Consider the following 25810-nt stretch of genomic DNA (forward strand, 5'->3'; position numbering starts at 1 on the left):
AGGCTGTCCGCATGCTGCTCGCGATCGACGCCGGCAACACCAACGTCGTCTTCGCGCTCGTCGACGGCCGGCAGATCAAGGCGCGCTGGCGGATCGCGACCGATCCGCGCCGCACCGCCGACGAATATGCGGTATGGCTCAGCCAACTGCTCGCGCTCGAAGGCTATGACCGGTCTCAGGTCGACGGGGTGATCGTCGCCACCGTGGTGCCGCGCGCGCTGCACAACCTCCAGGTGCTGAGCAGCAAATATTTCAAGACCGAGGCGCTGATCGCGGGGCGGGCGCCGGTCGAATGGGGCATGGCGATCGACGTCGACGAGCCTGCGTCGCTGGGCGCGGATCGCGCGGTCAACACGATCGCGGCGCACGCGCTCCACACCGGCGACCTGATCGTGATCGACTTCGGCACCGCGACCACATTCGACGTCAGTGATTATTCGGGTGCGTACAAAGGCGGCATCATCGCGCCGGGCATCAACCTGTCGCTCGACGCCCTCGTCACCGCCGCCGCGAAGCTGCCGCGGATCGCGATCGAGAAGCCCGCAAGCGCCAGCGTGGTCGGAAGAAACACGGTCGATCAAATGCATATCGGGATCTATTGGGGATATATCGCGATGATCGAAGGGCTGGTCGAACGCCTGCGCCGCGAGATCGCGCGACCCGCCAATGTGATCGCGACCGGCGGCCTGGCGACGCTGTTCGAGCATAATACCGACGTGTTCGACGTGATCGAGCCCGATCTCACCATCCAGGGGCTGGCGATGATGTGGGAACGCGCCCATATGGGATGACGTGCTCGCGCCCATCTTGGCCTGCGGGCGCCCCTGTTTCTTGAAAGCGATGAATGACACCGAAGAATAACGAACTCCTTTTCTGCGCCCTGGGTGGCTCGGGCGAGATCGGCATGAACGTCAACCTGTACGGCTGTAACGGCAAATGGGTGATGGTCGATTGCGGCATCACCTTTGCCGATGCGGGGTATCCCGGCATCGACGTGATCCTGCCCGACCTCTCGTTCATCGAGGATCGGCTCGACGACCTGGTCGGGATCGTGCTGACGCACGGCCACGAGGATCATATCGGCGCGCTGCCGTATCTGGCCGAGGACCTCGGCGTGCCGCTGTACGCGACGCCGTTCACGACCGGGCTGATCCGCGGCAAGCTGGAAGAGGAGGGGATCGCCAACCGCGTCAAGCTCCACATGATCCAGCCGGGCAAGTCGTTCCAGCTCGGGCCGTTCGGCTTCACCTTCGTCGAGCTGTCCCACTCGATCCCCGAGCCTAACGCGCTGATCATCGACACGCCGGCGGGACGGGTGTTCCACACCGGCGACTGGAAGCTCGACGCGACGCCGGTGATCGGCAAGCCGACTAGCCCCGAAGCGCTCGCCGCGATCGGCGACAAGGGGATCGACGTGCTGGTGTGCGATTCGACCAATGTCTTCAACGCCGAGGCATCGGGGTCGGAAAGCACGGTTCGTCGCGGGCTTGCCGAGGCGATCGCCAAGGCGCGCGGGCGCGTCGTCGTCACCACCTTCGCATCGAACGCGGCGCGGCTGCAGACGCTGGGCGAAGTCGCGCGCGAGACCGGGCGCAAGCTGTGCGTCACCGGGCGATCGCTGGACCGGATCCTGAAGGTCGCGCGGGCGTGCGGCTACCTGAAGGACTTCCCCGAGACGGTCGACCCCGAGACCGCGATGCGGCTGCCGCGCAACAAGGTGCTGATCGTCGCGACCGGCGGCCAGGGCGAGCCACGCGCGGCGCTGGCGCGGATCGCGGACGGTTCGCACACGGTGAAGCTCGAACAGGGCGACAGCGTGATCTTCTCGTCCAAGCAGATCCCCGGCAACGAGGTCGCGATCGGACGGATCCAGAACATCCTTGCCGGACGCGGCGTCGAGATGGTCACCGAGCGGCAGGCGCACGTCCATGTCTCCGGGCATCCGGGCCGACCCGAACTCGCGCAGATGTACCAGTGGATCCGGCCCGAGCTGCTGGTGCCGGTGCATGGCGAGATGCGGCATCTGATGGAGCAGGCACGGTTCGGGCTGTCGGAAGGTATTCCGCAGACGATCGTGCAGTCGGACGGCGACATCCTGCGACTGCTGCCCGGCGGCGCCAAGAAGATCGGCAATGCCGAGGTCGGACGGCTGGTGCTCGACGGCGACGTGATCCTGCCATCCGACGGAACGACGATCAACGAGCGGCGCAGGGTATCGCTCAACGGCCAGATCTCGGTCGCGGTGGCGATCGGACGCGACGGCAAGTCGATCGGTGCGCCGCAGGTGCGCTTGCAAGGCATCCCGGTCGAGGAAGACCGGATCGCCTTCGTCGACGATGCGGTCGCGGCGGTTGCCGACGCAATGCGCAGCGGCGGCCGGCGCGAGCGCGACCGGCTGCGCGAGGACGTGCGGCTCGCAGTGCGCAAGGTGGCGACCCGGTGGACCGGCAAGAAGCCGATTGTCGATGTGTTGATGATCGAGGCCTGACGCGATGCGCTGGACCTCGCTCATCGCGATCTACGTGCTGTTCTGGTCCTTCACGGTGTTCCTGGTGCTGCCGTTCGGCGTGCGGACGACTCACGAGGTCGGCGGCGAGGTCATCGCCGGCCAGGCGGAGAGCGCGCCGCACGAGTTCGACATTGTGCGCCTCGCGGTGCGGGTGACGATCCTGTCGACGCTGCTCTTCGCGCTGTTCGTGGCGAATTATACCTATGGGTGGGTGACGCCCGAGATGCTGAACCTGTTCTCGAGCCACAAGCCGGAGTGACGGTTGCTGCCGATCCTTCCCGCCAGGGGGAGGGGGACCGCTCGGCGTAGCCGGGTGGTGGAGGAGAAGACTGGCTGTCTCTCCCGACTTGGCTCCGCGCTTGCCTCCCTTTCGTCACCGCTTCGCGGCGCCACCTCCCCCTGAGGGCAGGATCTAGGGCGCGAACGGCCGGTCGATCGACGGCTGCGGTGCGGTGAACCATGCGGCGCCCGTGTCGGTGACGTGGAAATGATCCTCCAGGCGGATGCCGAAGCGGTCGGGCACGACGATCATCGGTTCATTCGAGAAGCACATGCCCGACGCCATCGCGGTGCGGTCGCCGCGGACGAGGTTGGGGGCTTCGTGGATCGACAGGCCGATGCCATGCCCGGTGCGGTGCGACAGCCCGGGTAGGCGGTAGTCGGGACCGAGACCTGCGCGTACCAGCACGGCGCGGGCGGCTTCGTCGGCGGCCTCGCACGGGACGCCGGGGGCCGCTGCCGCGAAGGCGGCGGCTTGGGCGGCGTGTTCGACCTCCCAGATGTCGCGGATCTCCTGCGACACCGTGCCGAAGGCGTAGGTGCGGGTGATGTCGGAGTGGTAGCCGTGGACGCGGCAACCGGTGTCGACGAGGACGAGCTCGTCATCTCCCAGCAGCTGGTCGCCGGGCAGGCCGTGCGGGAAGGCGGTGGCGCGGCCGAACTGGACCGCGCAGAAGGACGAGCCGCCACCGCCGATCGCATGGTGCGCGGCGTCGATGAAGCGGATCACCTCGCTGGCGGCGATGCCGGGGCGAAGGATCGCGGCGGCGCGGCGGTGCACCTCCAGCGTCATCGCCTTGGCTTCGGCGAGGCAGGCGAGCTCGGCGGCGGACTTGATCATCCGGCAGCCGTCGATCACGGGAGTGGCGTCGACCAGCGTGGCGCCGCGGGCCCGGAGCTTTTCGGTCCAGGCGAAGGGCATCAGCGGATCGACCGCGATGCGGCCCCGCCCCCGGGCGGCATCGGCGGCGAGCGCGATCGGGTCCTCATCCTCTTCCCACAGGCGCAGGTCGGCGCCGATCGCGAGATCGGCCTCGAGCGAGCCGCGTTCGAACCGCGGGCAGATCATCACCGGCTCGCCCGCGACCGGCAGCAGCAGCGCGACCATCCGCTCGGTCGCACCCCATGGCACTCCGGTGAAGTAGCGCAGGCTGGCGCCGGTATGGACCAGCAGGGCGCTGGCCCCCGCGGCAGCGGCGAGCGACCGGGCACGGTCGATCCGGGCGGCGTATTCTGCTGCAGCGATCGGCGGGACGCGGGTGAGTGGCGGTGCGATCGCGGCGAGTTGGGTGGCGGCGTCGGAGGTGCCGATGGTCATGGTGGTTCCTTCAGCGGATCGCCGGTGGTTGTTATCGTTATATAAGCTTTTGACGTTTGATGCCGTGATTTGGCGAATGACAGCCTTCGAAAGACCAGTTCGTCACCTCGGATCAAGTTGATGCTTATCCCGACCGATCATGAATTGCTGAAGCTAAGCCGATTGTGCTCCCGCGAAGGCGAGACCCCTGCGTAACCCACTCCGTCATCCCGAACCCTTCGACTTCGGTCAGGAGAGCCTTGTTCCGGGACTCACTGCTCCGCACGGGCATAAGCCGTAGATTTTTGCGGGACGGTGGACCCCGGAACGAGTTCGGGGTGACGAACGAATTTGGCGAACCCGGCGACTTTCGCGGAGGCCAGCTTTCCCTATCGCAACCGCTCGATCGCCTGCGCCAGCGCGACGTACAGCTTGCCCATGTCGGAGGACAGCAGCGTCACGCCCAGTGGGGTGCCGTCGCGCAGGGCGAGGATGGTGCGGAGCATGCCTTCGAAATCGTGGATGTAGCGGTTGACCGATTCGCGGAACGGCCCGTCGTCGTCGTAGAGCCGCGCGATCTCGCGGGCGTCGCTGGGGTCGAGGATGCGGACCGCGCGGCGGGTGAAGACGCCGCGGTCGCCCTTCAGATAGGCGGCCCAGGCGCTGTCGGAGACCTCGGGTGCGAACGCCTTGGTGATGTCGATCGAGGCGGAGTTGAGCGATTCGATCAGCAGCGACACGCGGCGCGCGAAGGTGTCGCGATCGGCTTCCTCGCGCTCGGTGCGCGCGTCCTCGATCCGGGTCTCGACGATCGCGGTCTGATCGAGGATCGCCTGGACCTGCAGCGACAGCCGCTCGGTGGCGCGGGTGGCGGCGTCGACCGCGCCGTCGCTGGCGTCGGCGATCGCGCGAACTTGGCGCTCCACGGTGTCGGCGGTGGCGCGGCGCATCGCATCGACGCTGGCGCTTTCCAGCGCGTCGACGGCTTCGGGGATGACCGTCGCCAGCGTCTCGCGCGCCTTGTCGGCAGCGACCGCGGCGGTGTCGCGCACGCGCAGGAGAAGGTCGATCAGGCGCGGCGCGGCCTCCTCGGCGAAGCGGTTGGTGCGCGCGATCGTCTCGTCGATCATGCCGCCGAGATCGTCGGCGCGGGCGCGGCCGTCGGTCAGCGTCTGGAGCAGCATCGCGGACAGCGTGTCGAGCGTGCGGCGCTGGTCGGCGATGACCCCGGCGATCGATTCGATCGCGTCGTGGGTGCTCTCCGCGGCAGTGACCAGCGCGAGCAGCTCGGGCTTGGCCTGGACGACGATGCCGTGGGTCGCCTCGATCCGGCGATCGAGCCGGCTGAGCGCCTCGGGCAGGGTCTCGTCGATCTCGCGTGCGGCGGCGTCGAGCGCGATCAGCAGGCTTTCGGTGGTGCCGATCGTCCGGGTCGCCATCGTCTCGCCGGCCTTCAGCGCCTCGGTCATCGCGTCGGCGGAACCGCCGAGCGCGCTGATCGACGCGGCGAGCATCTGCGAGCGGTCCACGCCCTGGACATGGAGGCGATCGAGCTGATCCTCGACCCCCGACAGGCCGGCGCCGAGCCCGGCGACGAGATCCTCGCCGACCGCGCGATGCTGTTCGAGCCGGTCGGTGACGCGGTCGATGACCTCGTCCACCGAGGCGATACGGTGGGCGAGCGCGTCGGCGCTCTCGCGCGCGGTGCTTTCCAGCGTCGCCTGGTGCGCGCCGATCATCGCCAGCATCGCGTCGCCCTGCGCGGCGATGCCCTTACGCGCCTCGTCGACCGCGTCGGCGGTGCGGCCGAGCAGCGCATCGACCGCGGTGGACATCTCCGCAGTGACGGTCTCGAGGCGGGCGCCCGCGGTCTCGCTGGTCGCCTCCATGCGGACGATGTGCGCGGCGAGCTTCTGTGCGGCGCCGCCGGCGACCGCATCGGCCTCGCGCCCGCGCTCGGCGAGCGCGACGATCTGCGCATCGAGCGCGGCGGCGTGCTGGCTGGCGGAGAGGCCGGTGGTCTCCAGCAGCTTGCCGACCTGCTCGGTCTCGGCATGTGCGCGGGGCAACGAGGCGAGCAGTACGCCGAGGCTCGACTGCACCCCCGATGCGGCGTCGGCGAGGTTCAGGGCGTGCGCGTCCGCCTGGCCGATATCGGTGGCGAGGCGCTGGCCGATCGAGGCGAGGCGATCGTTGGCGGTGTCGCCGATCGCGAGCAGGGTATCGACCTGGTCGGCGAGCTGGCGGCGGTTGGCGTCGATGGTGCGCGACAGCAGCGCGACGGTGCGGTCGAGGCTCAGCGCCTCCGCCCGCATCGCCCGCGCGGTGGCGGCGAAGCGCCGGGCCTCGGCGCGGCTGGTGCGCTTGGCGAGCAGCCAGATCACCCCGACGAGCATGGGCGGCACCGCGAGCGCGGCGACGAACTGCGCCAGCGCGACCGGCGCCAGCGTCGGGATCGCATCGCGTGCGAGCCACAGCATCGCGCCGATCCAGGCCAAGGCGGCCAGGATCGCCAGCGCGGGGAGGAGCCAGCCACCACCGAGCGGCGCGAGCTCGTCGTCGGAATCGAGTTCGTAGAGGTCGGTCACCTCGATCACCGGAGCATCGAGGCCGTCGCTGCCGATCGGGGGCGGTGGCGGCAGAGGCGGAAGCGTGCCCTTGCCCGTGTCAGCCCGGAAATCGACGATCATAATACCCCCCGTAGAGCGGCAATGTTACCATGATTCCGGTACGGGCAAAGCGAATAGCGTAACCTTTCGTTAAGCACCGAGCGCTAGATCGATACGATGGCTTACGACCCCGGTGCGATCGATGCGACTTTGGCTGCGGCGGTGGGCGACGAGCCCGGGCTGATCGCCGAACTGCGGCTTGCCTTTGTGGAAAGCGCCGAGCGCGCCTACACGCTGATGGCGGAGGCCGTGACGGTCGAGGCGTGGAAGGCGGCTGCGTGGCGGCTGAAGGGCTTGGCCGCGAGCTTCGGCGCGATCCGGCTGATGGCGCTCGCGACCGATGCGGTGACCGCGCCGATCGGCGATCCGGCGACGCTCGCCAAGCTGAAGCGGGCGATCGAGCGGCTGTAACGCCGTCCCGCATCCCCCGCGGGGTTGCATCATCGGCGGCACCCCGTAACAGCGCTGCGATGCTCGCAGGGCTTCTTCTGGCAATACAGGATGCTGACGATCGGCCCGGTGTCCTCACCGCGACGCTGCCGTTCGGCGGACTGACTCTGATCGAGTTCCAGGCGCGGTTGCTGATCGCGGCGGGGGCGTCGCAGATCGTGGTGATCGCGGCGCGGTTCAGCCCCGAACTGCTCGGCGCGCTGAGCCGGATCGGGCGGCGCGGGATCGCGGTCGACACGGTGCGATCGGCGGCGGAGGCGGCGGAGAAGCTGCATCCGCTGGCCAAGGTCGTGATGCTCGCCGACGGGCTGACCGCGAGCGCGGCGACGGTCGCGGCGATGGCGGCGGACGACATGCGCGACACGCTGTTGGTGGTCCCCGACGATCAGGACGCCGGCGCGTTCGAGCGGGTCGGCGGCGGCATGCTGTGGGCGGGGATCGCGCAACTGGCGCCGCAACGCCTGGACGAACTCGCCGAAATGCCCCGCGACTACGACGTCCAGTCGACGCTGCTGCGGCTCGCGTCGCAGGCGGGGGCGCAGCATGTCGTGCTGCCGTACCAGATGATCCGGCAGGGGCATGGAATCGAGCATCAAGCCGCGCTGATGGAGACGCGCAGCCGCACCGTGCTGAGTGCCTTGGTGTCGGCGCGGCGCGGCTGGTTCGATCGCTTCGTGGTGAACCCGCTGGCGCGGCCGGCGCTGGCGCCGCTGGTGCGACGCGCGGTTCCGGCGGCGGCGGTGATCGCGGTGGCGATGCTGATGGCGATCGGATCGATGGCGGCACTGTGGTTCGATCGTCCGGTGGTCGGCCTGATCGGCTCCATCGTGGCAGTGATCGGGCTGTCGATCGCCGGGCTGCTCGCCGATCTTCGCGACGAACCCGCGAGCCTGCGCACCGCGTCGTGGGGCGCGCGGGCGGTGCCGGCCCTGGCGGTGCTGCTGGTCGGATATCGTGAGACCGTCGCGACCGCGGACCATGGCGCGATCGCGGTAGCGCTGGCGGCGCTGGTCGCGGCCGGGCTGGTCGAGCGTGCGCGACCAAAGACGGTGCCCGCCTGGTGGGGAACGCCGCCCGCCTATCCGTTCGTGCTGCTCGCGGGCGCAGTGCCCGGCGTGGCGACAGCCGGGCTAGTCGCTGTCGGCGTCTATGCAGCGGCGACGCTCGCGGCGGCGATCGAGCGGCTGGTGCGGGAGCCTTAGCGTCGTTTTAACGACGAGGGGCTAGTTCGGCAGCATGTCGACCACGCCAGACCCGCGCGACCAGATTTCCGCGAGCGCCGCCGACGCGGCGCAACGCGCGCGTATCGGCATGCGGCGCGACGCGCTCCGCCTGTCGGGGACGATCGCCGATTTCTTCCTGCCCGACGACGCGCGGCTCGACGATCGCACGCGGCTCACACTGGCGACGGTGCTCGGCGCGATCGTCGGCGCGATCGAGGGCGATATCAGGCGCCACGCGGCGCGGGTGCTGGGCAATTGGGCCGAGGACGGCGCCGCGGCGGCGTTGATCGCGGCGCAGGGGAGGGCGCTGGACCGGCTGCTCGCGTCGCAGGTGCTGCGCGACCGATCGTTGATGGAGGAACTGATCGGCCGGGTGCGCCAGGACCTGCTGGCCGAGCTACTGCCGACCGCGGTGTCCGAGCCCGACGAGCCGAGCGTCGTCGTTCGCCTGACCGATGTCGGCGACGGCGTCGTCGCGAGCGCGGCGGGCGCGCTGCTGGCCGCGCAGAGCCGGCGCCGCACCGCCAACGACCTCGGCATGGCGGCGGGGAGCGAGCTGACCGCGGACAATCATCACCGCCTCGTCTGGTGGACCGCCGCGGCGGTGCGCGAGGGCGCAGGCGATAACGCGCTGGTGGATCGGGCGATCGAGGAGGCGGCGTTGCGCAGCCTCGCCGCGCATGACGAGGGCGAGCGGCTCGAATCGCTCGCGGTACGGCTGGCGATCGCGATCGACGCACGGCCGAGTGAGGTGCCGACGCTGCTGGTCGACATTCTCGGCGATCGGGCGCTGGCGCTGTTCATCGCGGTGCTCGCACGCGCGATCGGGCTCGATTATGCGCAGATGCGACGGATCGTGCTCGATGCCGACGGCTCGCAGCTCTGGTTGGCACTGCGCGCGGTGCAGCTCGATCGGGCCGCGATCGCGAGGATCGGCCTGTCGCTGGCGGACGCCGACCCGACCCGCGATGTCGAGGCGTTCGCCGATCGGCTCGACGAGATCGCGGCGATCGCGCCCGAGGTTGCGCAGGCAGCGCTGGCGCCGTTCGCGACGCATCCCGATCTGCGGCGCGCGCTCGCCGATCTCGCCGAGGCTCCGTTCGCATGACCGAGGCCGAACCGACGCGGGAGGCCGTGGTCGCGGTCGCGACGGTAGATGCCGAAGGTCGGCTGGTCAGTGCCGATCCGGCGATCGCCGGCTTGAACGACCGCGCCGGTGGCGCGATCGACCGGCCGGTGGCGGTGCCGCAGCTGGCGACGATCGCTCGGCTCGCGCGGCGGCTCGGCATCGTCGTGTCGCGCGGGGTTGTCGTCGCGGACCGCGACGGTGCGCTCGACCTTTGGGTCCGAGCGCAACCCGAGCGCGACCGAGTCCGGCTGGCGGTGACCGGATGGCAGCGGCCGCACCGGACGATCGCGCCAGATCATCAGGATTACGGCGCCCCGGCGGCGGCGCTGCGCTGGGAGACCGACGCGTCGCTGCGGCTGACGCACCTCGTCGGCGACGGCATCGAGCTGGCATCGATCCTCGGCAAGCCGCTCACCATCCTGCTGAGCTTCGACGAGACCGAGGACGGATCGCTCCCCATCCTGGAAGCGATCGCGCGCCGCCGCGCCTTCGTCGATCAGCCCGCGCGGATCCGCGCGACCGGGCAGCGCGTGACGGTATCGGCCGACCTGCGGCGCGGCGCGGACATCGGTTTCGCGGGCTTCACGGGTATCGCGATGCCGGCCGGCGAAGCCGCGGAGGATCGCACGCGAACGCTGACGCCGTTCTTCACCAGCGGTCTCGACAAGGTGCTGCGCGCACCGCTGTCGCGGATCATCGCCAATGCGGACAGCATCAACGCCGCCGCGGACGGACCGGTGCAGCAGGATTATATCGACTACGCCGCCGACATCGCCAATGCCGGGCGGCACCTGCTCGAATTGGTCGACGACCTGGTCGACCTGCAGGCGATCGAGGGCGCGGACTTCGCGCTGAGCCCCGAGCCGATCGACCTGGCCGACGTGGCGCGGCGGGCGGCGGGGCTGCTCGGGGTTCGTGCGGCGAGTGCGGAGGTGGTGATCGCGCGGCCGGTGTCGGACCTGTCGGTGCCCGCGGCGGGCGATTTCCGCCGGGCGCTGCAGATCATGGTCAATCTGATCGGTAACGCGGTGCGCTATGCGACGCCGGGATCGATCATCACGGTGACCGCCGCCGAGACCGAGACGCACGCCACTGCGATCGTCGACGATCAGGGCAAGGGCATCGCGCCGGCGGACCAGGAGCGGATCTTCGAGAAGTTCGAGCGGGTCGATCCCGCCGAGCCGGGCGGCAACGGCCTCGGCCTCTACATCGCGCGGCGACTGGCGCGGGCGATGGGCGGCGACCTGACGGTGGAAAGCGCGCCGAACGAAGGCGCGCGGTTCATGCTGACGCTACCGAAGGCGGCGGGCGGCGAGGATCAGCACGAGCCCGAGCACGGCTAGCACCGCGCCGCGATCCGCCCATGGCCGCTGGTCGAGCATGAAGCTCGACGCCGGCCAGTGGATGTAGCCGAGACCCTGGCCGATCCACAGCAGCCCCATAAGCGCCATGAGGATGCCGATGCCGACCAGGATCCGACGCGCGATCATCAGCGCTGGCCGACCGGCACGTAGGGACGCTCGGTCGGGCCGCTATAGAGCTGGCGCGGACGGCCGATCTTCTGGTCGGGATCGGTGATCATCTCGTTCCACTGCGCGACCCAGCCGACCGTCCGCGCGAGCGCGAACAGCACGGTGAACATCGAGGTCGGAAAGCCGATCGCGGACAGGATCACGCCCGAATAGAAATCGACGTTCGGGAACAGCTTCTTCTCGACGAAATACGGATCGTTCAGCGCCATTTCCTCGAGCTGGATCGCGACATCGAACACCGGATCGGTGACGTTGAGCGCGCCGAGCACTTCGCGCACCGTCTGCTGCATCACCATCGCGCGGGGATCGTAGTTCTTGTAGACGCGGTGGCCGAAGCCCATCAGGCGGAACGGATCGTTCTTGTCCTTGGCGCGCGCGATGAACTCCGGAATGCGATCGGGGGTGCCGATCTCGCGGAGCATGTTGAGCGCGGCCTCGTTGGCCCCGCCGTGCGCGGGCCCCCACAGGCAGGCGATGCCGGCGGCGATGCACGCGAACGGGTTGGCGCCCGAGGAGCCTGCAAGCCGGACGGTCGAGGTCGACGCATTCTGTTCGTGATCGGCGTGGAGGATGAAGATCCGGTCCATCGCCTTTTCGACCACAGGGTTCACGACATAGGGCTCGGCCGGCACGCCGAAGGTCATGCGCAGGAAGTTGCCGGTATAGCTGAGCGAATTGTCGGGATAGAGGAACGGCTGCCCGACGCTGTACTTGTACGCCATCGCCGCGATCGTCGGCATCTTGGCGATCAGGCGATGCGACGCGATGGTGCGCTGGACCGGATCGTGGATGTCGGTCGAATCATGATAGAAGGCCGACAGCGCGCCGACGACGCCGCAGAGGATCGCCATCGGATGCGCATCGCGACGGAAGCCGCGATAGAAGGTCGCGAGCTGTTCGTGCACCATGGTGTGGCGGCTGATCGTGTAGGTGAAGGTGTCGAGCTCGTCCTGGTTGGGCAGCTCGCCGTTCAGCAGCAGATGCGCGACCTCCATGAAGGTCGATTGTTCGGCCAGCTCGCCGATCGCGTAGCCGCGGTGGAGCAGGACGCCCTGGTCGCCGTCGATATAGGTCAGCTTCGACTGGCAGCTCGCGGTCGAGGTGAAGCCCGGATCATAGGTGAAGGCGTCGGTCTGGGCGTACATCTTGCGGATATCGACGACGTCCGGCCCGACCGTGCCGGACATGACCGGGTATTCGAAATCCTTACCGCCCAGGGAGATTTTCGCGGCGTCGCTCATGTCAGTCGTCCTTCCTGTCCGGCGGCCATGCGATCGGCGATCCGACCGAGGCTTTCCTCGCGCCCGAGCAGCACGAGGACATCGAAGATGCCGGGCGACGTCTTGCGCCCGGTGAGTGCGGCGCGGAGGGGTTGAGCGACCTGGCCGAGCTTGAGGCCCTGTTCGGTCGCGACCTGCCGTACCGCAGCTTCTAGCGCTTCCGTATCCCAGTGGTGCACCGCGTCAAGCGCGGCGTGTGCGGCGGCCAGCGTGGCAGGCGCGTCGCCCCCGAGCAAGTCGGCCGCGGCGGGGGCCATCGCCAGCGGGCGGACGTGAAAAAGGAACGCCGCGCCGTCGGCGAGTTCGTTCAGATTGGCGGCCCGCGGCTTCAGCGGCGGCATGGCGCGCTGCAGCAAAGCGAGCGCTTCGTCGCCGTCGAGCCGGGCGATCGTGGCGACCAGACCCGCCAGCCGCGCATCGTCGGCCTCGCGGATGTAATGGCCGTTGAGGTTCTCGAGCTTCTTCAGGTCGAAGCGCGACGGCGACTTGCCGACGCCGCCCAGATCGAACCATTCCACCGCCTGTGCGCGGCTGATGATCTCGTCGTCGCCATGCCCCCAGCCGAGGCGGAGGAGGTAATTGTCCATCGCTTCGGGAAGGATGCCGAGTTCGTCGCGATACGCCTCGATCCCGACCGCGCCGTGGCGCTTCGACAGCTTGGCGCCGTCGGTGCCGTGGATCAGCGGGATATGCGCGTAGATCGGCTCGGGCCAGCCCATCGCCTTGATGATCGGCAGCTGGCGAAACGCGTTGTTGAGATGATCGTCGCCGCGGATGACGTGGGTCACGCCCATGTCGTGATCGTCGACCACCACCGCGAGCATATAGGTCGGCGTGCCGTCGGAGCGCAGCAGGATGAGGTCGTCCAGCTCGGCATTCTGGACGGTGACGCTGCCCTGGACGCGGTCGTCGATCGTCGTCGCGCCCTCCAGCGGCGCCTTCAGCCGGACCACATAGGCGGCGTCTGCGGGGACGGTCGCGGGATCGCGGTCGCGCCACGGGCTGCGGATGCGGAGCGGCTTCTTCGCGGCCTCGGCCTCGGCGCGCATCGCGGCGATCTCGTCCGCGGTCATGTAGCAACGATAGGCGTGGCCGCGGTCGATCATCTCGTGCGCGACCGCGGCGTGGCGGGCGGCGCGCTCGAACTGGAACACCGGCGGTTCGTCGGAGTCGAGCGCTAGCCAGCGCATGCCGTCGAGGATCGCGTCGATCGCGGGCTGGGTGGAGCGCTTGCGGTCGGTATCCTCGATCCGCAGCAGGAACTTGCCGCCGTGATGCCGCGCGTAGAGCCAGTTGAACAAGGCGGTGCGCGCGCCGCCGAGATGGAGGTATCCGGTCGGCGACGGCGCGAACCGGGTGACCACGGCGTCCGACCTAGGGCGAATACCTACGTCGCTATCATTCGTTGCGCCCAACCGAGCGTGCTCCCAATGTTCGATACATGTTGGCCGAAACAGCCGTCGAGGCCCCTAGCACGCACCCCTGGCGCGGACAAACCGCGTGGCGCGAGGCGGGCCGCGCGATCGAACGGCTGCTGGAGGCGGAACGCGAGCAACTGCCGCTGTGGATGCCGGTCGCGATCGGCGGCGGGGTTGCGTGCTGGTTCGTGGTGCCCGATCCGCAGGGCTGGGCGGTGGCGCTGCTCGGCTTGGTGGCGCTGGCACTGGCCGGGGCGGCGGCGGGCGGCACCGGGCGCGCGGCGCGGGTGGTGGCGGTCGCGGCGCTGTGTGCGGGGATCGGGCTGGCGCTGATCTGGTGGCGCGCGGAACGGGTGGCGGCACCGGTGCTGGCGGGGCCGACGATCGCGGCGTTTGGCGCTCGCGTCGAGCAGGTCGAGCCGCTTGCCGCGCGCGACCTGGTGCGGCTGACGCTCGCGCCGGTGGCGGGCCCTGCGCTGCCGCGGCGGATCAGGGTCAATCTGGTCACCGGCGACGTGCCCGCGGGGGCGGTGCGCGGTGCGACGATCCGATTGCGCGCGCGGTTGATGCCGCCGCCGCAGCCCGCCGTGCCGGGCGCCTACGACTTCGCACGGGTCGCGTGGTTCGCCGGGATCGGAGCGACCGGGCGCGGGTTCGCGCCGGTGACGGTGGAGCGCGGCGGCGACGCGGGCGGTGGACCACGGGCGGCGCTCACCCGGCACATCACCGGGCGGCTCGACGGCAGCATCGGCGGGATCGCGTCGGCGCTGGCGACCGGCGACGAGGGCGCGATCGAGGAGGCGGATGCGGAGGCGATGCGACGCGCGGGGCTGGCGCACCTGCTGTCGGTGAGCGGACTGCACATCACCGCGGTGGTGGCGGCGACGATGGTGGTGGTGGCGCGGTTGCTGGCGCTGAGCCCGTGGCTGGCGCTGCATGCGCGGATTCCGCTGATTGGCGCACTGGCCGGCGCGACGGCGGCGATCGGCTATACGTTGCTGACGGGCAGCGAGGTGCCGACGATCCGATCGTGCGTCGCGGCGCTGCTGGTGCTCGTCGCGTTGGCGCTGGGGCGCGAGGCGATGACGCTGCGGCTGGTCGCGGTCGGCGCGACGGTGGTGCTGCTCGCCTGGCCCGAGGCGCTGGCGGGCCCGAGCTTCCAGCTGTCCTTCGCCGCGATCACCGCGATCGTCGCGATCCACGAACAGCCGCGGGTCCGCGCATTCCTGGAGCCGCACGACGAAGGGTTGGGGCGGCGGGCGGCGCGGGGGCTGGCGGCCCTGCTGCTGACCGGCATCGCGGTCGAGATCGCACTGATGCCGATCGCGGTGTACCATTTCCACAAGGCGGGCATCTATGGCGCCGCCGCCAACATCGTCGCGATCCCGCTGACCACTTTCGTTATCATGCCGCTGGAGGCGGCGGCGCTGGTGCTCGACCTGGCGGGGGTGGGGGGGCCGTTGTGGTGGCTGGCGGGGCGGGCGATCGCGCTGCTGCTGTGGCTGGCGCACGCGGTCGCCGCGGCGCCGGGATCGGTGGCGGCGCTGCCTGCGATGCCCGACGGCGCGTTCGCCGCGATGGTGATCGGCGGCGTGTGGCTGGCGTTGTGGCGGACGCGCTGGCGGCGGCTGGGGATCGTCCCGGTCGCGGCGGGTGCGATCTGGGCGATCGCTACCCCGCCGCCCGACCTGCTGATCACCGGTGACGGTCGCCACGTCGCGGTCAGGACCCGCGCCGGGCTGGCGATCCTGCGCGACCGGGCCGGCGATTATACGCGGTCGACGCTCGCGGAGAATGGCGGGGTGGACGGCGAACCACTGCTGCTCGCCGAACAGCCCGATGCGCGGTGCAGCCGCGACCTGTGCCTGGTCGATCTCGTCGCCGGCGGGCGGACGTGGCGGATCATGGCGCTGCGCAGCGCCTATCCGGTGCCGCGCGCCGCGCTGCTGGCGGCGTGCCGGGCGGCGGACATCGTCGTCAACGAAGGCGGACTGCCGCGCGGTTGCACGCCGCGCTGGCTGCGGCTCGACAGGAAGACGCTACGCCGGACCGGCGGCATCGCGCTGACGCTCGGGAGCGAACGAGTGACGACGGTGCTGGCCCCGGCGGATCGCCACCCGTGGCGCGATCCGCCGGTGCTCGACCGGATCAGTCGTACCGGCGCAGGATACCCGAGAGCTTACCCTGGACGCGGACGTGCGCGGGGGGATAACGCTGCGGATCATAGGCGCGGTTGGCGGGATCGAGCCGGATCATCGCGCCCTCCCGACGGAAATATTTGAGCGTCGCTTCGCTGTCGTCGATCAACGCGACCACGATCTCGCCGTCGCGTGCGGTCTCGGTCCGGCGGATCAGCGCATAGTCGCCGTCGAGGATGCCCGCCTCGACCATCGAGTCGCCCGATACCTCCAGCGCATAATGTTCGCCGTTGCCGAGCAATGCCGCCGGCACCGCGAGCATCGCGCTGCCTTCGAACGCCTCGATCGGCACGCCGGCGGCGATCCGGCCGTGCAGCGGGATCTCGATGACGTCGTTCGCGGGCTGCGGGACCGCGCGGACGTTGGCGGGGGGGGGCGCCGCCGCGGTGGTGGACGGCTTGGCCCGCGCCGCCTTTTCCGGCCGCTCGGGCATCCGCAACACCTCGAGCGCGCGAGCGCGGTTGGGCAGACGGCGGATGAAATTGCGCTCCTCCAGCGCCGAGATCAGGCGATGCACGCCCGATTTGGATTTCAGGTCGAGCGCCTCCTTCATCTCCTCGAACGACGGGGAGATCCCGGTTTCGTCGAGCCGATCGTTGATGAAGCAGACGAGCTCGTGCTGCTTGCGCGTGAGCATGGATATTCTCCGTCCAGAACAGACGCAGAACTTCTATGGAACATCTTGGAAGCCGTCAAGCGATGACGAGGATTTCCGCCGAGTCGCCTGCCGACGCCGGCGGCGCGCCCGCTTCGCGGACGATCAGGCAGGTCGACCGGGCGAGCGTCAGCAGCATCGAACTGTCCTGGATCGTCGAGGCAAAGGCGCGCCCGTCGCGTAGTTCGGCGCGCAGGTAATCGGTTCGCGCGCCGTTGGCGGCGAGGTCTTCGCCGAGCAACGCATGGGTGGTGCGGGGCAGCGGATCGGCGGCACCCGCAAGATGCGCGATCAGCGGGCGGGCGAACAGGACCGCGGTGACGAAGGCGGAGACCGGGTTGCCGGGCAACCCCAGCACCATCGCCTCGCCCAATCGTCCCGCCATCATCGGCTTGCCGGGCCTCAGCGCGATCCGCCAGAAGTCGATCACCCCGCCCGCGATCTCCAACGCGGGTCGGACGAGGTCGTGATCACCGACCGACGCGCCGCCGGTGGTGATCAGGAGATCGGCATCGACCGCGGCGAAGGCGGCGGTGAGCGTCGCGAGATCGTCGGCGAGGATGCCGAGGCGGACGATCTCGACCGGCAGATCGGCCAGCATCGCGGCGAGCATCGACGAATTGCCCTCGGGCAGCGACAGCGGATTCAGCGGCGCACCGGGCGGGATCAGCTCGTCGCCGGTCGCGGCGATCGCGACCCGGACCCGGCGGTGTACGGGGAGGTTGGCGGCGCCCCCGGTGATCGCGAGCGCGATCCGCGCGGGAGTGATCCGGTCGCCGGCGCGGATCAGGCGGTCGCCTTCGCTGAAGTCGAGCCCGCGGCGGCGGACATTGCCGCCGCGCCGGGTGGGGCCCTCGCCATCTAGCGACAGGTGAGCGCCGTCGCGTCGCGCCTCCTCCTGCACCAGCACCGCGTCCGCGCCGGCGGGCATCGCGGCGCCGGTGAAGATGCGGACGGCCCCGCCCGCTGCGATCGACCCGGCATAGGGGCGGCCTGCGGCGCTTTCGCCGATCACCTGCCAAGGGCCGGGCAGGTCGTCGTAGCGGATCGCATAACCGTCCATCGCGGACAGGTCCGCCGCGGGCTGGGTACGGCGCGCGAGGATGTCGGCGCTGGCCCAGCGGCCGGCGGCGTCGGCGATCGGAAGATGATCGGCCGCGACGGGGGCGGCAGCGGCGAAGAGGCGCCGTTGCGCTTCGGCGACGGGGATTAGGGTGGGTGGCGTGTTCATGGCGTCATCTGGCATGGTCGGGCGGGTTTTGGCACCGAGTTTCGGGGGCGGCGGTAACGCGACCCGCATTGGGTCCCCGCGAAGGGCTCCCGCGTCTGCGAAAGCACGATGAGGTTGGGGAATGCCGCTCGTTTGTCTTACGTCGTCGACCAGTCACCTCGCCGATGATCACGGCCCGTTTACTTCCCTTCTAACGGGGTGTTACCATCCGTTTACCATAATAAAAACGGGAGAGGTCGATGAACTGGAAGTTGACGCTGGGCGTGTGCCTAGCGAGCGCGGCGATGGCGGTGCCGGCCGAGGCTGCGCCGAATTATACGTCGTTGACGGTGTTCGGCGACAGCCTGGTCGACGCCGGCAACATCCTCAAGCTCGGTGCGGGGGCGAACCCGACTCAAGGGTATTTCGAAGGCCGCTTCACCAATGGCTACGACTATACCGACCTGCTGAGCATCGACCTGTTCGGAAAGCCGACCACCGCATCGCTGCTCGGCGGCACCAACTTCGCCTATGGGGGCGCACGGGCAACGACGACATCAGCGTCGGCCGATCTCGGCGAGCAGCTCTTCTTCTACAACCAGTATCTGGCACTCGGGAACAAGGTCGATTCGACTGGCCTGTTCGTGCTCAATTTCGGCGGCAACGACGTTTTCGCGGCGATCCAGCCGGGCACGCCGACCGGGTATGGCAGTGACAGTGCGTTCCTGAAGGCGGCGGCGTCCGACTATGCGAGCGGGGTGGAGACGCTCAACAAGCTCGGCGCGCGCAACATCCTGATCACCGGGTTCCCGGTCGCGACCGGCGCGGGACTGGCGGCGTCGCTGGAGGCCGAAGCCTATCTCAACGAAGCGCTGTCCGGCCTGACGCTCGCCGATGGCACGACGTTGTTCCGCTTCAGCTATCTCGATTTCTTCGGGCGGCTGCAGGCTGATCCAAGCGCGTTCGGCTTGCCCGAGCCGCTGATCCTGCCCGATGCGACCCGCCCCGACGGCGGCACCTGCCGCGGTGCGGCGGCGTTCCCGGCGTGCACCGGGTATTTCTCGTTCGACGGCACCCATCCGACTGCCGCCGTGCAGAAGGCGCTGTACAACGACATCAACCGGCAGTTCGCGCTGGCGGTGCCGGAGCCGGCGACTTGGGCGATGATGATCCTGGGCTTTGCGCTGATCGGCGGGGCGATGCGCGGCGTGCGGCGTCCCTCGGTCCGCGTCACCTTTGCCTGAGCGAAGGCGACCGGCTCTCCCACATGGGCGAGCCGGTCGCTTCAGCGCGTGGGCGCGGTCCAGGGTTCGGATTTGCCGCCGGTCTTGGCGAGCAGGCGGATGTCGGTGACGACCATCGCCTTGTCGATCGCCTTGGCCATGTCGTAGATCGTCAGCAGCGCCACCGATACCGCGGTCAGCGCTTCCATCTCCACCCCGGTCTTGCCGTCTGTCGCCGCGGTCGCGGTGACGACGATGCCGGTGTCGTCGAAGGCAAGATCGACCGCGACCCGGCTGAGCGGCAGCGGGTGGCAGAGCGGGATCAGGTCGCTGGTGCGCTTCGCCGCCATGATTCCCGCGATCCGCGCGACCGCGATCACGTCGCCTTTCGCCGCGGCGCCGTCGCGGACCGCCGCGAGCGCGGCGGGGCTCATCGTGATGCGGCCTCCGGCGATCGCCTCGCGCGCGGTCGATTGCTTGCCGCCGACATCGACCATATGCGCGGCGCCGTCGGCATCGAGATGGGTGAGGCCGGTCATCCGATCAGGCTGCGGGTCGCCGCCTCGACATCGTCCTGTCGCATCAGCGATTCGCCGACCAGGAAGCAATGCACGCCCTCCGCGGCCATCTTGTCGAGATCGTCTCGCGTGGTGAGCCCGCTTTCGGCGACGAAGGTGCAATCCTTCGGTGCCTTGCGGACCAGATCGTAGGTGCGCTGGAAGTCGACCGTGAAATCGCGCAGGTCGCGGTTGTTGACGCCGATCAGCCGTGATTTCAGTGCCAGCGCGCGATCGAGCTCGGCCTCGTCATGAATCTCGACCAGCGCGTCCATCCCGCATTCGAGCGCGGCTGCCTCGATCTCCCTCATCTGCACGTCGTCGAGCGCGGCGACGATGATCAGGATCGCATCGGCGCCGATCGACCGCGATTCGGTGACCTGCCAGGGATCGACCATGAAGTCCTTGCGCAGGACCGGGATCGACACGGCGTCGCGCGCGGCGATCAGATAGTCGTCGGAACCCTGGAACCATTGTTCGTCGGTCAGCACCGACAGGCAAGCGGCGCCGCCGGCCTGATAGGCGCGGGCATGGGCGGGGGGATCGAAGTCGGCACGGATCAGCCCCTTGGACGGGCTCGCCTTCTTGATCTCGGCGATCAGCGCGTGACCCTGATGCCCATCGAGCGCGGCGCGGAAGCCACGCGGTTTGGTGCGCGCGGCGATGCCCGCGTCGATATCCGCGAGCGAGGTGGTCGCCTTTCGGGCAGCGACTTCGGCACGCTTGGTTTCCATGATCCGGGCGAGGACGTTCATCGGTAGGCGATCCAGCGATCGAGAAGGTCGGCGGCGCGGCGATCGTCGATCGCATCGGCCGCGGCGTGGGCGGCACTGGGCAGGTCCGGCTGCGCGCCGGCGACGACCAGCGCCGCGGCGGCGTTCAGGAGCACGGCATCGCGGTAGCCGTCGCGCGCGCCGTCGAGCAGCGCGCGCAGCGCCGCGGCGTTGTGCGCAGGATCGCCGCCGCGGATCGCCGCGATCGGGTGGCGCGGCAATCCGGCGTCCTCGGGGGTGATCTGCGCGGGTAGCGGCACCGCACCGACGGTGACCGCGATGCTGGGGCCGGCCCCCGACAGCTCGTCCAGGCCCTCCTCGCCCGACACCACCAGTGCGGCGGTGGTGCCGAGCCGGTCGAGCGCCTCGGCATAGAGCCCGGCGTAATCGGGGCGCGCAATGCCGATCAGCTGGCGGCTGACCCTGGCCGGGTTGGCGAGCGGCCCCATCAGGTTGAAGATCGTGCGCCGGCCGATCCGCTGCCGGATCGGGGTGATCCGGCGCATCGCGGGGTGGTGGTTCGCCGCGAACAGAAAGGCGATGCCGAGATCGCGAAGGCTCGCCTCCGCGGTCGCTCCCGCGATCGCCATGTCGAGGCCGAGCGCCTCGAGCGTGTCCGCCGCGCCCGCCTTCGACGAGGCGGCGCGATTACCGTGCTTGGCGACCGGCACGCCGCAGGCCGCCACGACCAGCGCGACGGCGGTGGAGACGTTGAGGGTGTGGTGGCCGTCGCCGCCGGTGCCGCAGACGTCGATCGCGCCCGCGGGCGCGTCGATCGGGATCATCCGCGCCCGCAGCGCGCGCGCGGCCTCGGCGATCTCGATCGAGGTCTCGCCGCGATCGGACAGGCCGATGAGGAAATCCGCGATCGCCACCTCGCTCGCGCGGCCGTCGAGGATATCGCGGAACGCCAGCGACGCCGACTCGCGCGACAGCGGCGTCGCCGTGTCGGGCAACAGCGCGAGCGTGGTCACGCCGCGACGTCCCGCGGCGCGCGCACCGCGATGCCGGCGGCGCGCAGGAAGTTGGCGAGCAGCGCATGGCCATGTTCGGTGGCGATGCTCTCCGGATGGAACTGGACGCCGTGGATCGGCAGCGTCGCGTGGCGGAACCCCATGACGATCCCGTCCTCGGTCCGCGCGTTCACGACCAGCGGCGCGGCGACGTCGTTGACGATCAGCGAATGATAGCGGGTCGCGGTGAACGGCGAGGGCAGGTCCGCGAACACGCCGCTGCCATCATGGACCAGTGCCGAGGTCTTGCCATGCATCAGCCCGCCGCGTTCGACCTTGCCGCCGAAATGCTGGCCGATCGCCTGATGGCCGAGGCACACGCCGAGCAGCGGCCGCCCCGCATCGGCGCAGGCGGCGACCAGATCGAGCGACACCCCCGCCTCGGTCGGGGTGCAAGGACCGGGGGAGATCAGGAACGCGTCGGCGCCCGACGACAGCGCCTGGCCGGCGGAGATCGCATCGTTACGGACGACCTCGACCTCGGCGCCCAGTTCCATCAGGTAATGGACCAGGTTCCAGGTGAAGCTGTCGTAGTTGTCGATGACCAGGATCATCGCAGCGCCATAGCCGATGGCGGATCGTGCGCAACGCCTGTTACCGCGGGCGACGGTCCGCTGTGCGGCGCGTCGTTCAGCATGGAGCCATGCGCGATCACGGACGTTCGGCATGATGAAGGAGATCATGATGTTCCGTCCGCTGCTGATCGTCGCTTTGCTGGCCCTGCCGACCCTCGCGTCGGCGCAGGCGCAGGCGCAGGCTCCGGCCACGGCCCAGCCGGTGGCGCAAACCGAATCCGGCGCGGCGCCCCAGCGGATCCGCAGCGTGACGCTGAAGGCGGGCGAGAAATGCCCGGCGAGCACCGACAGCGACATCGTGGTCTGCTCGACGCTCGACCAACCCTATCGCATCCCCAAGCAGTTCCGCGACGACGCACCGATCAAGGCGCAGAACCAGAGCTGGGTGAACCGCACCGCGACGATGGACCAGGTCGGTCGCGTCGCCGGCGGCTTGCCGGACACGTGCTCGCCGGTCGGCACCGGCGGCCAGAGCGGCTGCGCCCTCGCGACGAACCAGGCCTGGGCAGCGGAACGCCGCGCGCAGCAAGGTGCTGCAACGCGGGTGCCATAATAACGCTGCTCGATCGGTCGATCAGAAGTTGAACGCAAGCTGCAGGCGCGCGTTGCGGCCGCTCTGGTATTCGGTAGGCGTCCGGTAATAGGGATTGGCCACGCCTTCGTCGTTCGTGCCGGTTTCGTTGAAGTTGAGCTTCGCCTTCCTGTTGAGGACGTTGAAGACCGACGCGCGTAGCGTCATCGATGCTTTGCCGACGTTGAATTTATAGGCCACGTCGACGTCGTTGATGAATAGCCAATCGCTCTTGAAGACCGAACCACGACGGATCAGCGCGACCGGTGTCGTGGTATTTGGCTCGGTGTTGATGCTGCCGTCGGGTCTGACCTGGCAGAATAGCCCGGAGGCACCGTAAGCTGCTGCGTAGCGATCCACACCGATCGGAACCTGGCCGATGCAGCCATAACGACGCGGCGCATAGGCCTGGAAGACGCCGCCGACGTTGACTGGTCCGATCTGGTAGCTGCCGGCCAACTTGATGACGTGGCGTTTGTCGTTCGGTGAATAACCGTAGGTGCCGAGGGTCAGGCCGGGCTGGTCGAAGTCGGTGGTCAGGCCGGTGTCGCTCTGGCCATTGTCGGTCTTAACGCCGCCCTCGTAATTGCCGATTGTCTTCGAGAAGGTGTACGACGCGTCCAGACTCCAGACGCCATCGAATTCACGATGCGCTTCGAAGGTCATCGCCTTGTAGGTTCGCTCGGCCTTGGGGTATCCGAGTTGTTCCGGGGTGAACGCCACCGTACGCAGCGTCTGCTCTCCGTTGACTGGATCCGAGAGCGTGATCGACGCGCCGCGACCCGGATTGATGAGAACATATTGGTGGAACCCGTCCCAAACCGAGTCGCAGCCCGTGATCTTTTCGGCTTTGCAATAATTGTTCACGGCGGCGTCGATTGCAGAGTCTTCCAGAACTTCGTTCAGCTTCGAATAGTTGAAGAAGGCGCCGACGCGCCACTTGGCTCCCAATCGTTTCTCGTAGCCGAGGATGAATTCATCCTCGGATTGCGGCATCAGGTCGCGGGCGACCGTCGTCTCGGCGTCCTTGGGTTTGCCGTCCCCGGTGACCGAGCAGTTCCGAACGTTGTCATCGGGGCAATTTCCGGCCGTAGGATAAAGCACGGGTGCGCCGAGGATCGGTATGTTGCCTGCGCCAAGCCCACCGAAGAGATTGGTACGCGTGTAGAAGAATTCGCCGCCGGTCAGGCGGATGTTGGTGTTGGACGCCACCGGCAAGTACATGCGACTGAAGCTGCCATAGATCTTGTCGCGACGTTCCCCGATAGGGTCGAAGGTGAAGCCCAGGCGGGGCCCCCATTGATTTCCGCTCTTGTAGAAGGTCTCAGCGGACGCGTTATCGTTGGAGAAGCGATCGTTCCGGATGCCGACATTCAGGTTCAAGCGGTCGCTGATCAACGACCAGCTGTCTTGGATGTAGAATGCTTCGTTGCTAGAGGCGAATTGACCCGCTTGGAAGTAGCGGGTCTGACGAACATATTGGGTGCCTGGTGCGAGGCCGTAGATGTTCCCGGCACGTGCCGAGAAGATGTTGTAGCTTAGACCTTCGCCGGTGCCTTGGCTGAACGAAGTCGATGACAGCGCCTCTCGATCATACCCAAAGCGGATATGATGCGAGCCCAGCATCTTGAAACGCAGGTCGGCATCCGCTCGGTAGAATTTGCGGACATCGAGATCGCTGCCCCGACCGCCCCCGGCGATCGTCAACGGCACGATCCTCAGTGGATCACGGCTGTCGATTACCGATGGCGTGCTGACGTTGGTCGCGTTGAACGATTCAAAGGATGCGATGTTTTCGTTGCGACCGTAAGCAGCGGATAACGTCAGCCAATTCGTGAACACGCCGGTATAGCGACCAACATAATTGGCGCCACCGAACGTCTGCTTGGATCCACCCGTATACGGTCCGTCAGAATTCGTGCGATAATTGTAGCGATCGGCGAGAGTACCCGCACTCGTGCCGAACGTGCTGGTATTGCTCCGGTAGCGGGTGTTGAAGTAAGTAAATTCGAGTCGCTGGCCGTCGGTGATGATGGCATCGATCTTGGCCGCGTAAAACGGTGTGTCGGATCGCGAGTAGCTGCGCGATGTCCCCAGATATTGCGCCGGATCGTCGACTTGCGATTGATTACGCGGATCCCCAAGGAACTGCTTGCCCGCCGCGCTGGAGGTATTGTTGCGCGCCTGATAAAGACCGTAGAAGAACAGGTGATCCTTGATGATCGGGCCGGAAAGCTGCGCGATCACTGACCGATATTCGCTGGCACCGCCATTGTTATCTGAAAAAAAGGTGTTAGGCCGGTTAGAACGCAGTCCATTTGGATTCCAGGTCATCAGCAAGCCGCCGTGGAACTCGTTGGAACCGGATTTCGACGTCGCGCTGGTAAAACCGCCGGTGGTGCGACCGAACTCCGCGGCGTAGCCGCCCGTCTTTACCTCGATCGTCTGGTAGAATTCGAACGGTACTTCAACGGGCGACAGGCCCTTGCGGAAATCGGTGATGTTGAGGCCGTTGATGAAAAAGGCATTTTCCGACACCGCGCCGCCATTTACCGAAGACAGATTGTTGAACGCTCCCGAACCCGCGCTGGTGCCCGGCACCAACTGGATGAGCGCGGCGAGGCTGCGTGCCACAGGGATACGGGTGGCGACATCGGCGACGTTGATGACCTGCCCCGTCGTCGTAAGATCGAACTCCGATGTGGCGACCCGGCGACCCGTGACGAGGATGTCGCCGCTGGTACCGATCGACGCGAGACGGAACTCGTTGCCCGCCGAACCAGTAGCAAGGCGAACACCTGACTCGGAGTACGGGGCATAGCCCTCTACTTCGATGCTGAAGGTATATTGCCCCTCACGCAATTCGGGCAGCGTGTAGCTGCCGCTTTTGTTGGTCCTGGCGCTGCGCGAGAACCCCTGATCGTCCGAACGGGCGGTAACCGTCGCGTTTGCGATCGGCTTGCCGTTATCGTCGACGACGATGCCGGTCGCCGAGAAGCTCGAAAAGCCCTGAGCATGAGCCGCGGTAGATAGCGCGATCGATCCGGTGGCGAGCAGTAGCGCGCTTACCGCCGAGCCCATGATCCGAAAGCGCCGAACACCCTTGTCGATGGCCATCATTTTTCCCCCTGCAGCGTGAACCGCCAAGGGGAAAAGAGCTTATATCCTATACCGAAGCAATGGCGCCCAACTTGTTTTGGTACAACGTGAAAGTACTAACACAGCGAGATGAACTATAGGCTAGCTTTC

Annotated in this window: 20 protein-coding genes and 3 pseudogenes; 11 read left to right on the forward strand and 12 right to left on the reverse strand. The window is 68.3% G+C overall.

Translation table 11 applies throughout. From position 1 onward, the window contains the following. Window positions 1-11: 11 nt before the first annotated feature. Genes ACT009_RS01140 through ACT009_RS01150 form a run of 3 tightly spaced genes read left to right on the forward strand, consistent with a single transcriptional unit; the run spans window position 12 to window position 2768 of the window. Window positions 12-791, forward strand: a complete 780-nt coding sequence (locus tag ACT009_RS01140) for a type III pantothenate kinase (RefSeq protein WP_445192572.1) — start codon at window positions 12-14, stop codon at window positions 789-791. 53 nt (window positions 792-844) lie between these two features. Next, window positions 845-2488 carry a ribonuclease J gene (locus tag ACT009_RS01145; protein WP_445192573.1) on the forward strand — a complete coding sequence of 548 codons (1644 nt, stop codon included), beginning with the start codon at window positions 845-847 and terminating at the stop codon, window positions 2486-2488. Window positions 2489-2492: 4 nt separating this feature from the next. Next, window positions 2493-2768, forward strand: coding sequence for a DUF1467 family protein (locus tag ACT009_RS01150; protein WP_445192574.1), 276 nt, complete (start codon window positions 2493-2495; stop codon window positions 2766-2768). 153 nt (window positions 2769-2921) lie between these two features. Here the strand turns inward: ACT009_RS01150 and ACT009_RS01155 are convergent, their stop codons facing one another. After that, window positions 2922-4106, reverse strand: a complete 1185-nt coding sequence (locus ACT009_RS01155) for a M24 family metallopeptidase (protein ID WP_445192575.1) — start codon at window positions 4104-4106, stop codon at window positions 2922-2924. Between the two features lie 368 nt (window positions 4107-4474). Continuing rightward, on the reverse strand, window positions 4475-6775 hold the full coding sequence (locus ACT009_RS01160; protein WP_445192576.1) for a hypothetical protein: 2301 nt from the start codon (window positions 6773-6775) through the stop codon (window positions 4475-4477). 96 nt (window positions 6776-6871) lie between these two features. Between ACT009_RS01160 and ACT009_RS01165 the strand changes: the two genes are divergently transcribed. From ACT009_RS01165 to ACT009_RS01180, 4 genes are read left to right on the forward strand one after another with little or no spacing between them, the layout of a single operon-like run. After that, window positions 6872-7165 carry an Hpt domain-containing protein gene (locus ACT009_RS01165; protein ID WP_445192577.1) on the forward strand — a complete coding sequence of 98 codons (294 nt, stop codon included), beginning with the start codon at window positions 6872-6874 and terminating at the stop codon, window positions 7163-7165. 59 nt (window positions 7166-7224) lie between these two features. After that, window positions 7225-8406, forward strand: coding sequence for a hypothetical protein (locus ACT009_RS01170; protein ID WP_445192578.1), 1182 nt, complete (start codon window positions 7225-7227; stop codon window positions 8404-8406). A gap of 34 nt (window positions 8407-8440) precedes the next feature. Next, on the forward strand, window positions 8441-9535 hold the full coding sequence (locus ACT009_RS01175) for a hypothetical protein (protein ID WP_445192579.1): 1095 nt from the start codon (window positions 8441-8443) through the stop codon (window positions 9533-9535). Beyond that, the gene (locus ACT009_RS01180) at window positions 9532-10899 is read left to right on the forward strand and encodes a sensor histidine kinase (RefSeq protein WP_445192580.1); all 1368 of its coding nucleotides are present in this window, start codon (window positions 9532-9534) and stop codon (window positions 10897-10899) included. The genes ACT009_RS01175 and ACT009_RS01180 overlap by 4 nt, the downstream gene beginning before the upstream one ends. Here ACT009_RS01180 and ACT009_RS01185 read toward each other — a convergent pair. The 3 genes from ACT009_RS01185 to gltX are packed head-to-tail and all read right to left on the reverse strand — an operon-like array spanning window position 10849 to window position 13783. Beyond that, window positions 10849-11046, reverse strand: coding sequence for a hypothetical protein (locus ACT009_RS01185; protein ID WP_445192581.1), 198 nt, complete (start codon window positions 11044-11046; stop codon window positions 10849-10851). The genes ACT009_RS01180 and ACT009_RS01185 overlap by 51 nt on opposite strands. Next, window positions 11046-12329, reverse strand: coding sequence for a citrate synthase (locus ACT009_RS01190; RefSeq protein ID WP_445192582.1), 1284 nt, complete (start codon window positions 12327-12329; stop codon window positions 11046-11048). The genes ACT009_RS01185 and ACT009_RS01190 overlap by 1 nt, the downstream gene beginning before the upstream one ends. Then, window positions 12326-13783 carry a glutamate--tRNA ligase gene (gene gltX, locus ACT009_RS01195; protein WP_445192583.1) on the reverse strand — a complete coding sequence of 486 codons (1458 nt, stop codon included), beginning with the start codon at window positions 13781-13783 and terminating at the stop codon, window positions 12326-12328. Before gltX ends, ACT009_RS01190 begins: the two co-directional genes overlap by 4 nt. A 26-nt stretch (window positions 13784-13809) precedes the next feature. Here gltX and ACT009_RS01200 point away from each other — a divergent pair. Further along, window positions 13810-15927: pseudogene (locus ACT009_RS01200) on the forward strand (ComEC/Rec2 family competence protein); the annotation flags it as partial. 7 nt (window positions 15928-15934) lie between these two features. Here ACT009_RS01200 and lexA read toward each other — a convergent pair. Next, window positions 15935-16621, reverse strand: coding sequence for a transcriptional repressor LexA (gene lexA, locus ACT009_RS01205; RefSeq protein WP_445192584.1), 687 nt, complete (start codon window positions 16619-16621; stop codon window positions 15935-15937). Between the two features lie 55 nt (window positions 16622-16676). Continuing rightward, window positions 16677-17870 (reverse strand): molybdopterin molybdotransferase MoeA, encoded by a 1194-nt coding sequence (locus ACT009_RS01210; RefSeq protein ID WP_445192585.1) that lies wholly within the window; start codon window positions 17868-17870, stop codon window positions 16677-16679. Window positions 17871-18154: 284 nt separating this feature from the next. Here ACT009_RS01210 and ACT009_RS01215 point away from each other — a divergent pair. Together ACT009_RS01215 and ACT009_RS01220 are read left to right on the forward strand one after the other, a co-directional pair. After that, window positions 18155-18952, forward strand: a pseudogene (locus ACT009_RS01215) (SGNH/GDSL hydrolase family protein); the annotation flags it as partial. A 33-nt stretch (window positions 18953-18985) separates the two neighbouring features. Next, window positions 18986-19093 (forward strand): annotated as a pseudogene (locus ACT009_RS01220) (PEPxxWA-CTERM sorting domain-containing protein); the annotation flags it as partial. 41 nt (window positions 19094-19134) lie between these two features. On the opposite strand, the gene moaC reads toward ACT009_RS01220, so the two are convergent. The 4 genes from moaC to ACT009_RS01240 are packed head-to-tail and all read right to left on the reverse strand — an operon-like array spanning window position 19135 to window position 21969. Further along, complete coding sequence (moaC, locus tag ACT009_RS01225; protein WP_445192586.1) at window positions 19135-19611, reverse strand: cyclic pyranopterin monophosphate synthase MoaC; 477 nt, start codon at window positions 19609-19611, stop codon at window positions 19135-19137. Further along, entirely contained in the window at window positions 19608-20384 is a 777-nt protein-coding gene (trpC, locus tag ACT009_RS01230; RefSeq protein WP_445192587.1) for an indole-3-glycerol phosphate synthase TrpC, read from the reverse strand. Before trpC ends, moaC begins: the two co-directional genes overlap by 4 nt. Beyond that, complete coding sequence (gene trpD / locus ACT009_RS01235; RefSeq protein WP_445192588.1) at window positions 20381-21376, reverse strand: anthranilate phosphoribosyltransferase; 996 nt, start codon at window positions 21374-21376, stop codon at window positions 20381-20383. The genes trpC and trpD overlap by 4 nt, the downstream gene beginning before the upstream one ends. After that, on the reverse strand, window positions 21373-21969 hold the full coding sequence (locus ACT009_RS01240) for an anthranilate synthase component II (protein WP_445192589.1): 597 nt from the start codon (window positions 21967-21969) through the stop codon (window positions 21373-21375). The genes trpD and ACT009_RS01240 overlap by 4 nt, the downstream gene beginning before the upstream one ends. 112 nt (window positions 21970-22081) lie before the next feature. Between ACT009_RS01240 and ACT009_RS01245 the strand changes: the two genes are divergently transcribed. Then, complete coding sequence (locus ACT009_RS01245; protein ID WP_445192590.1) at window positions 22082-22543, forward strand: hypothetical protein; 462 nt, start codon at window positions 22082-22084, stop codon at window positions 22541-22543. A gap of 21 nt (window positions 22544-22564) precedes the next feature. Here the strand turns inward: ACT009_RS01245 and ACT009_RS01250 are convergent, their stop codons facing one another. Beyond that, window positions 22565-25678, reverse strand: coding sequence for a TonB-dependent receptor (locus ACT009_RS01250; protein WP_445192591.1), 3114 nt, complete (start codon window positions 25676-25678; stop codon window positions 22565-22567). Window positions 25679-25810: the final 132 nt, after the last annotated feature.

It is taken from the genome of Sphingomonas sp. Tas61C01, assembly GCF_052567495.1.

What these genes read in the sequence shown, in the direction of transcription:
- ACT009_RS01175 (WP_445192579.1), top strand. Translation starts at nt 8,441, where the DNA reads ATGTCGACCACGCCAGACCCGCGCGACCAGATTTCCGCGAGCGCCGCC.
- ACT009_RS01250 (WP_445192591.1), bottom strand. Translation starts at nt 25,678, where the DNA reads ATGGCCATCGACAAGGGTGTTCGGCGCTTTCGGATCATGGGCTCGGCG.
- lexA (WP_445192584.1), bottom strand. Translation starts at nt 16,621, where the DNA reads ATGCTCACGCGCAAGCAGCACGAGCTCGTCTGCTTCATCAACGATCGG.
- ACT009_RS01145 (WP_445192573.1), top strand. Translation starts at nt 845, where the DNA reads ATGACACCGAAGAATAACGAACTCCTTTTCTGCGCCCTGGGTGGCTCG.
- ACT009_RS01190 (WP_445192582.1), bottom strand. Translation starts at nt 12,329, where the DNA reads ATGAGCGACGCCGCGAAAATCTCCCTGGGCGGTAAGGATTTCGAATAC.
- trpC (WP_445192587.1), bottom strand. Translation starts at nt 20,384, where the DNA reads ATGAACGTCCTCGCCCGGATCATGGAAACCAAGCGTGCCGAAGTCGCT.
- ACT009_RS01140 (WP_445192572.1), top strand. Translation starts at nt 12, where the DNA reads ATGCTGCTCGCGATCGACGCCGGCAACACCAACGTCGTCTTCGCGCTC.
- ACT009_RS01160 (WP_445192576.1), bottom strand. Translation starts at nt 6,775, where the DNA reads ATGATCGTCGATTTCCGGGCTGACACGGGCAAGGGCACGCTTCCGCCT.
- ACT009_RS01210 (WP_445192585.1), bottom strand. Translation starts at nt 17,870, where the DNA reads ATGAACACGCCACCCACCCTAATCCCCGTCGCCGAAGCGCAACGGCGC.
- ACT009_RS01180 (WP_445192580.1), top strand. Translation starts at nt 9,532, where the DNA reads ATGACCGAGGCCGAACCGACGCGGGAGGCCGTGGTCGCGGTCGCGACG.
- ACT009_RS01165 (WP_445192577.1), top strand. Translation starts at nt 6,872, where the DNA reads ATGGCTTACGACCCCGGTGCGATCGATGCGACTTTGGCTGCGGCGGTG.
- ACT009_RS01155 (WP_445192575.1), bottom strand. Translation starts at nt 4,106, where the DNA reads ATGACCATCGGCACCTCCGACGCCGCCACCCAACTCGCCGCGATCGCA.
- ACT009_RS01170 (WP_445192578.1), top strand. Translation starts at nt 7,225, where the DNA reads ATGCTCGCAGGGCTTCTTCTGGCAATACAGGATGCTGACGATCGGCCC.
- ACT009_RS01240 (WP_445192589.1), bottom strand. Translation starts at nt 21,969, where the DNA reads ATGATCCTGGTCATCGACAACTACGACAGCTTCACCTGGAACCTGGTC.
- ACT009_RS01245 (WP_445192590.1), top strand. Translation starts at nt 22,082, where the DNA reads ATGATGAAGGAGATCATGATGTTCCGTCCGCTGCTGATCGTCGCTTTG.
- moaC (WP_445192586.1), bottom strand. Translation starts at nt 19,611, where the DNA reads ATGACCGGCCTCACCCATCTCGATGCCGACGGCGCCGCGCATATGGTC.
- ACT009_RS01185 (WP_445192581.1), bottom strand. Translation starts at nt 11,046, where the DNA reads ATGATCGCGCGTCGGATCCTGGTCGGCATCGGCATCCTCATGGCGCTT.
- ACT009_RS01150 (WP_445192574.1), top strand. Translation starts at nt 2,493, where the DNA reads ATGCGCTGGACCTCGCTCATCGCGATCTACGTGCTGTTCTGGTCCTTC.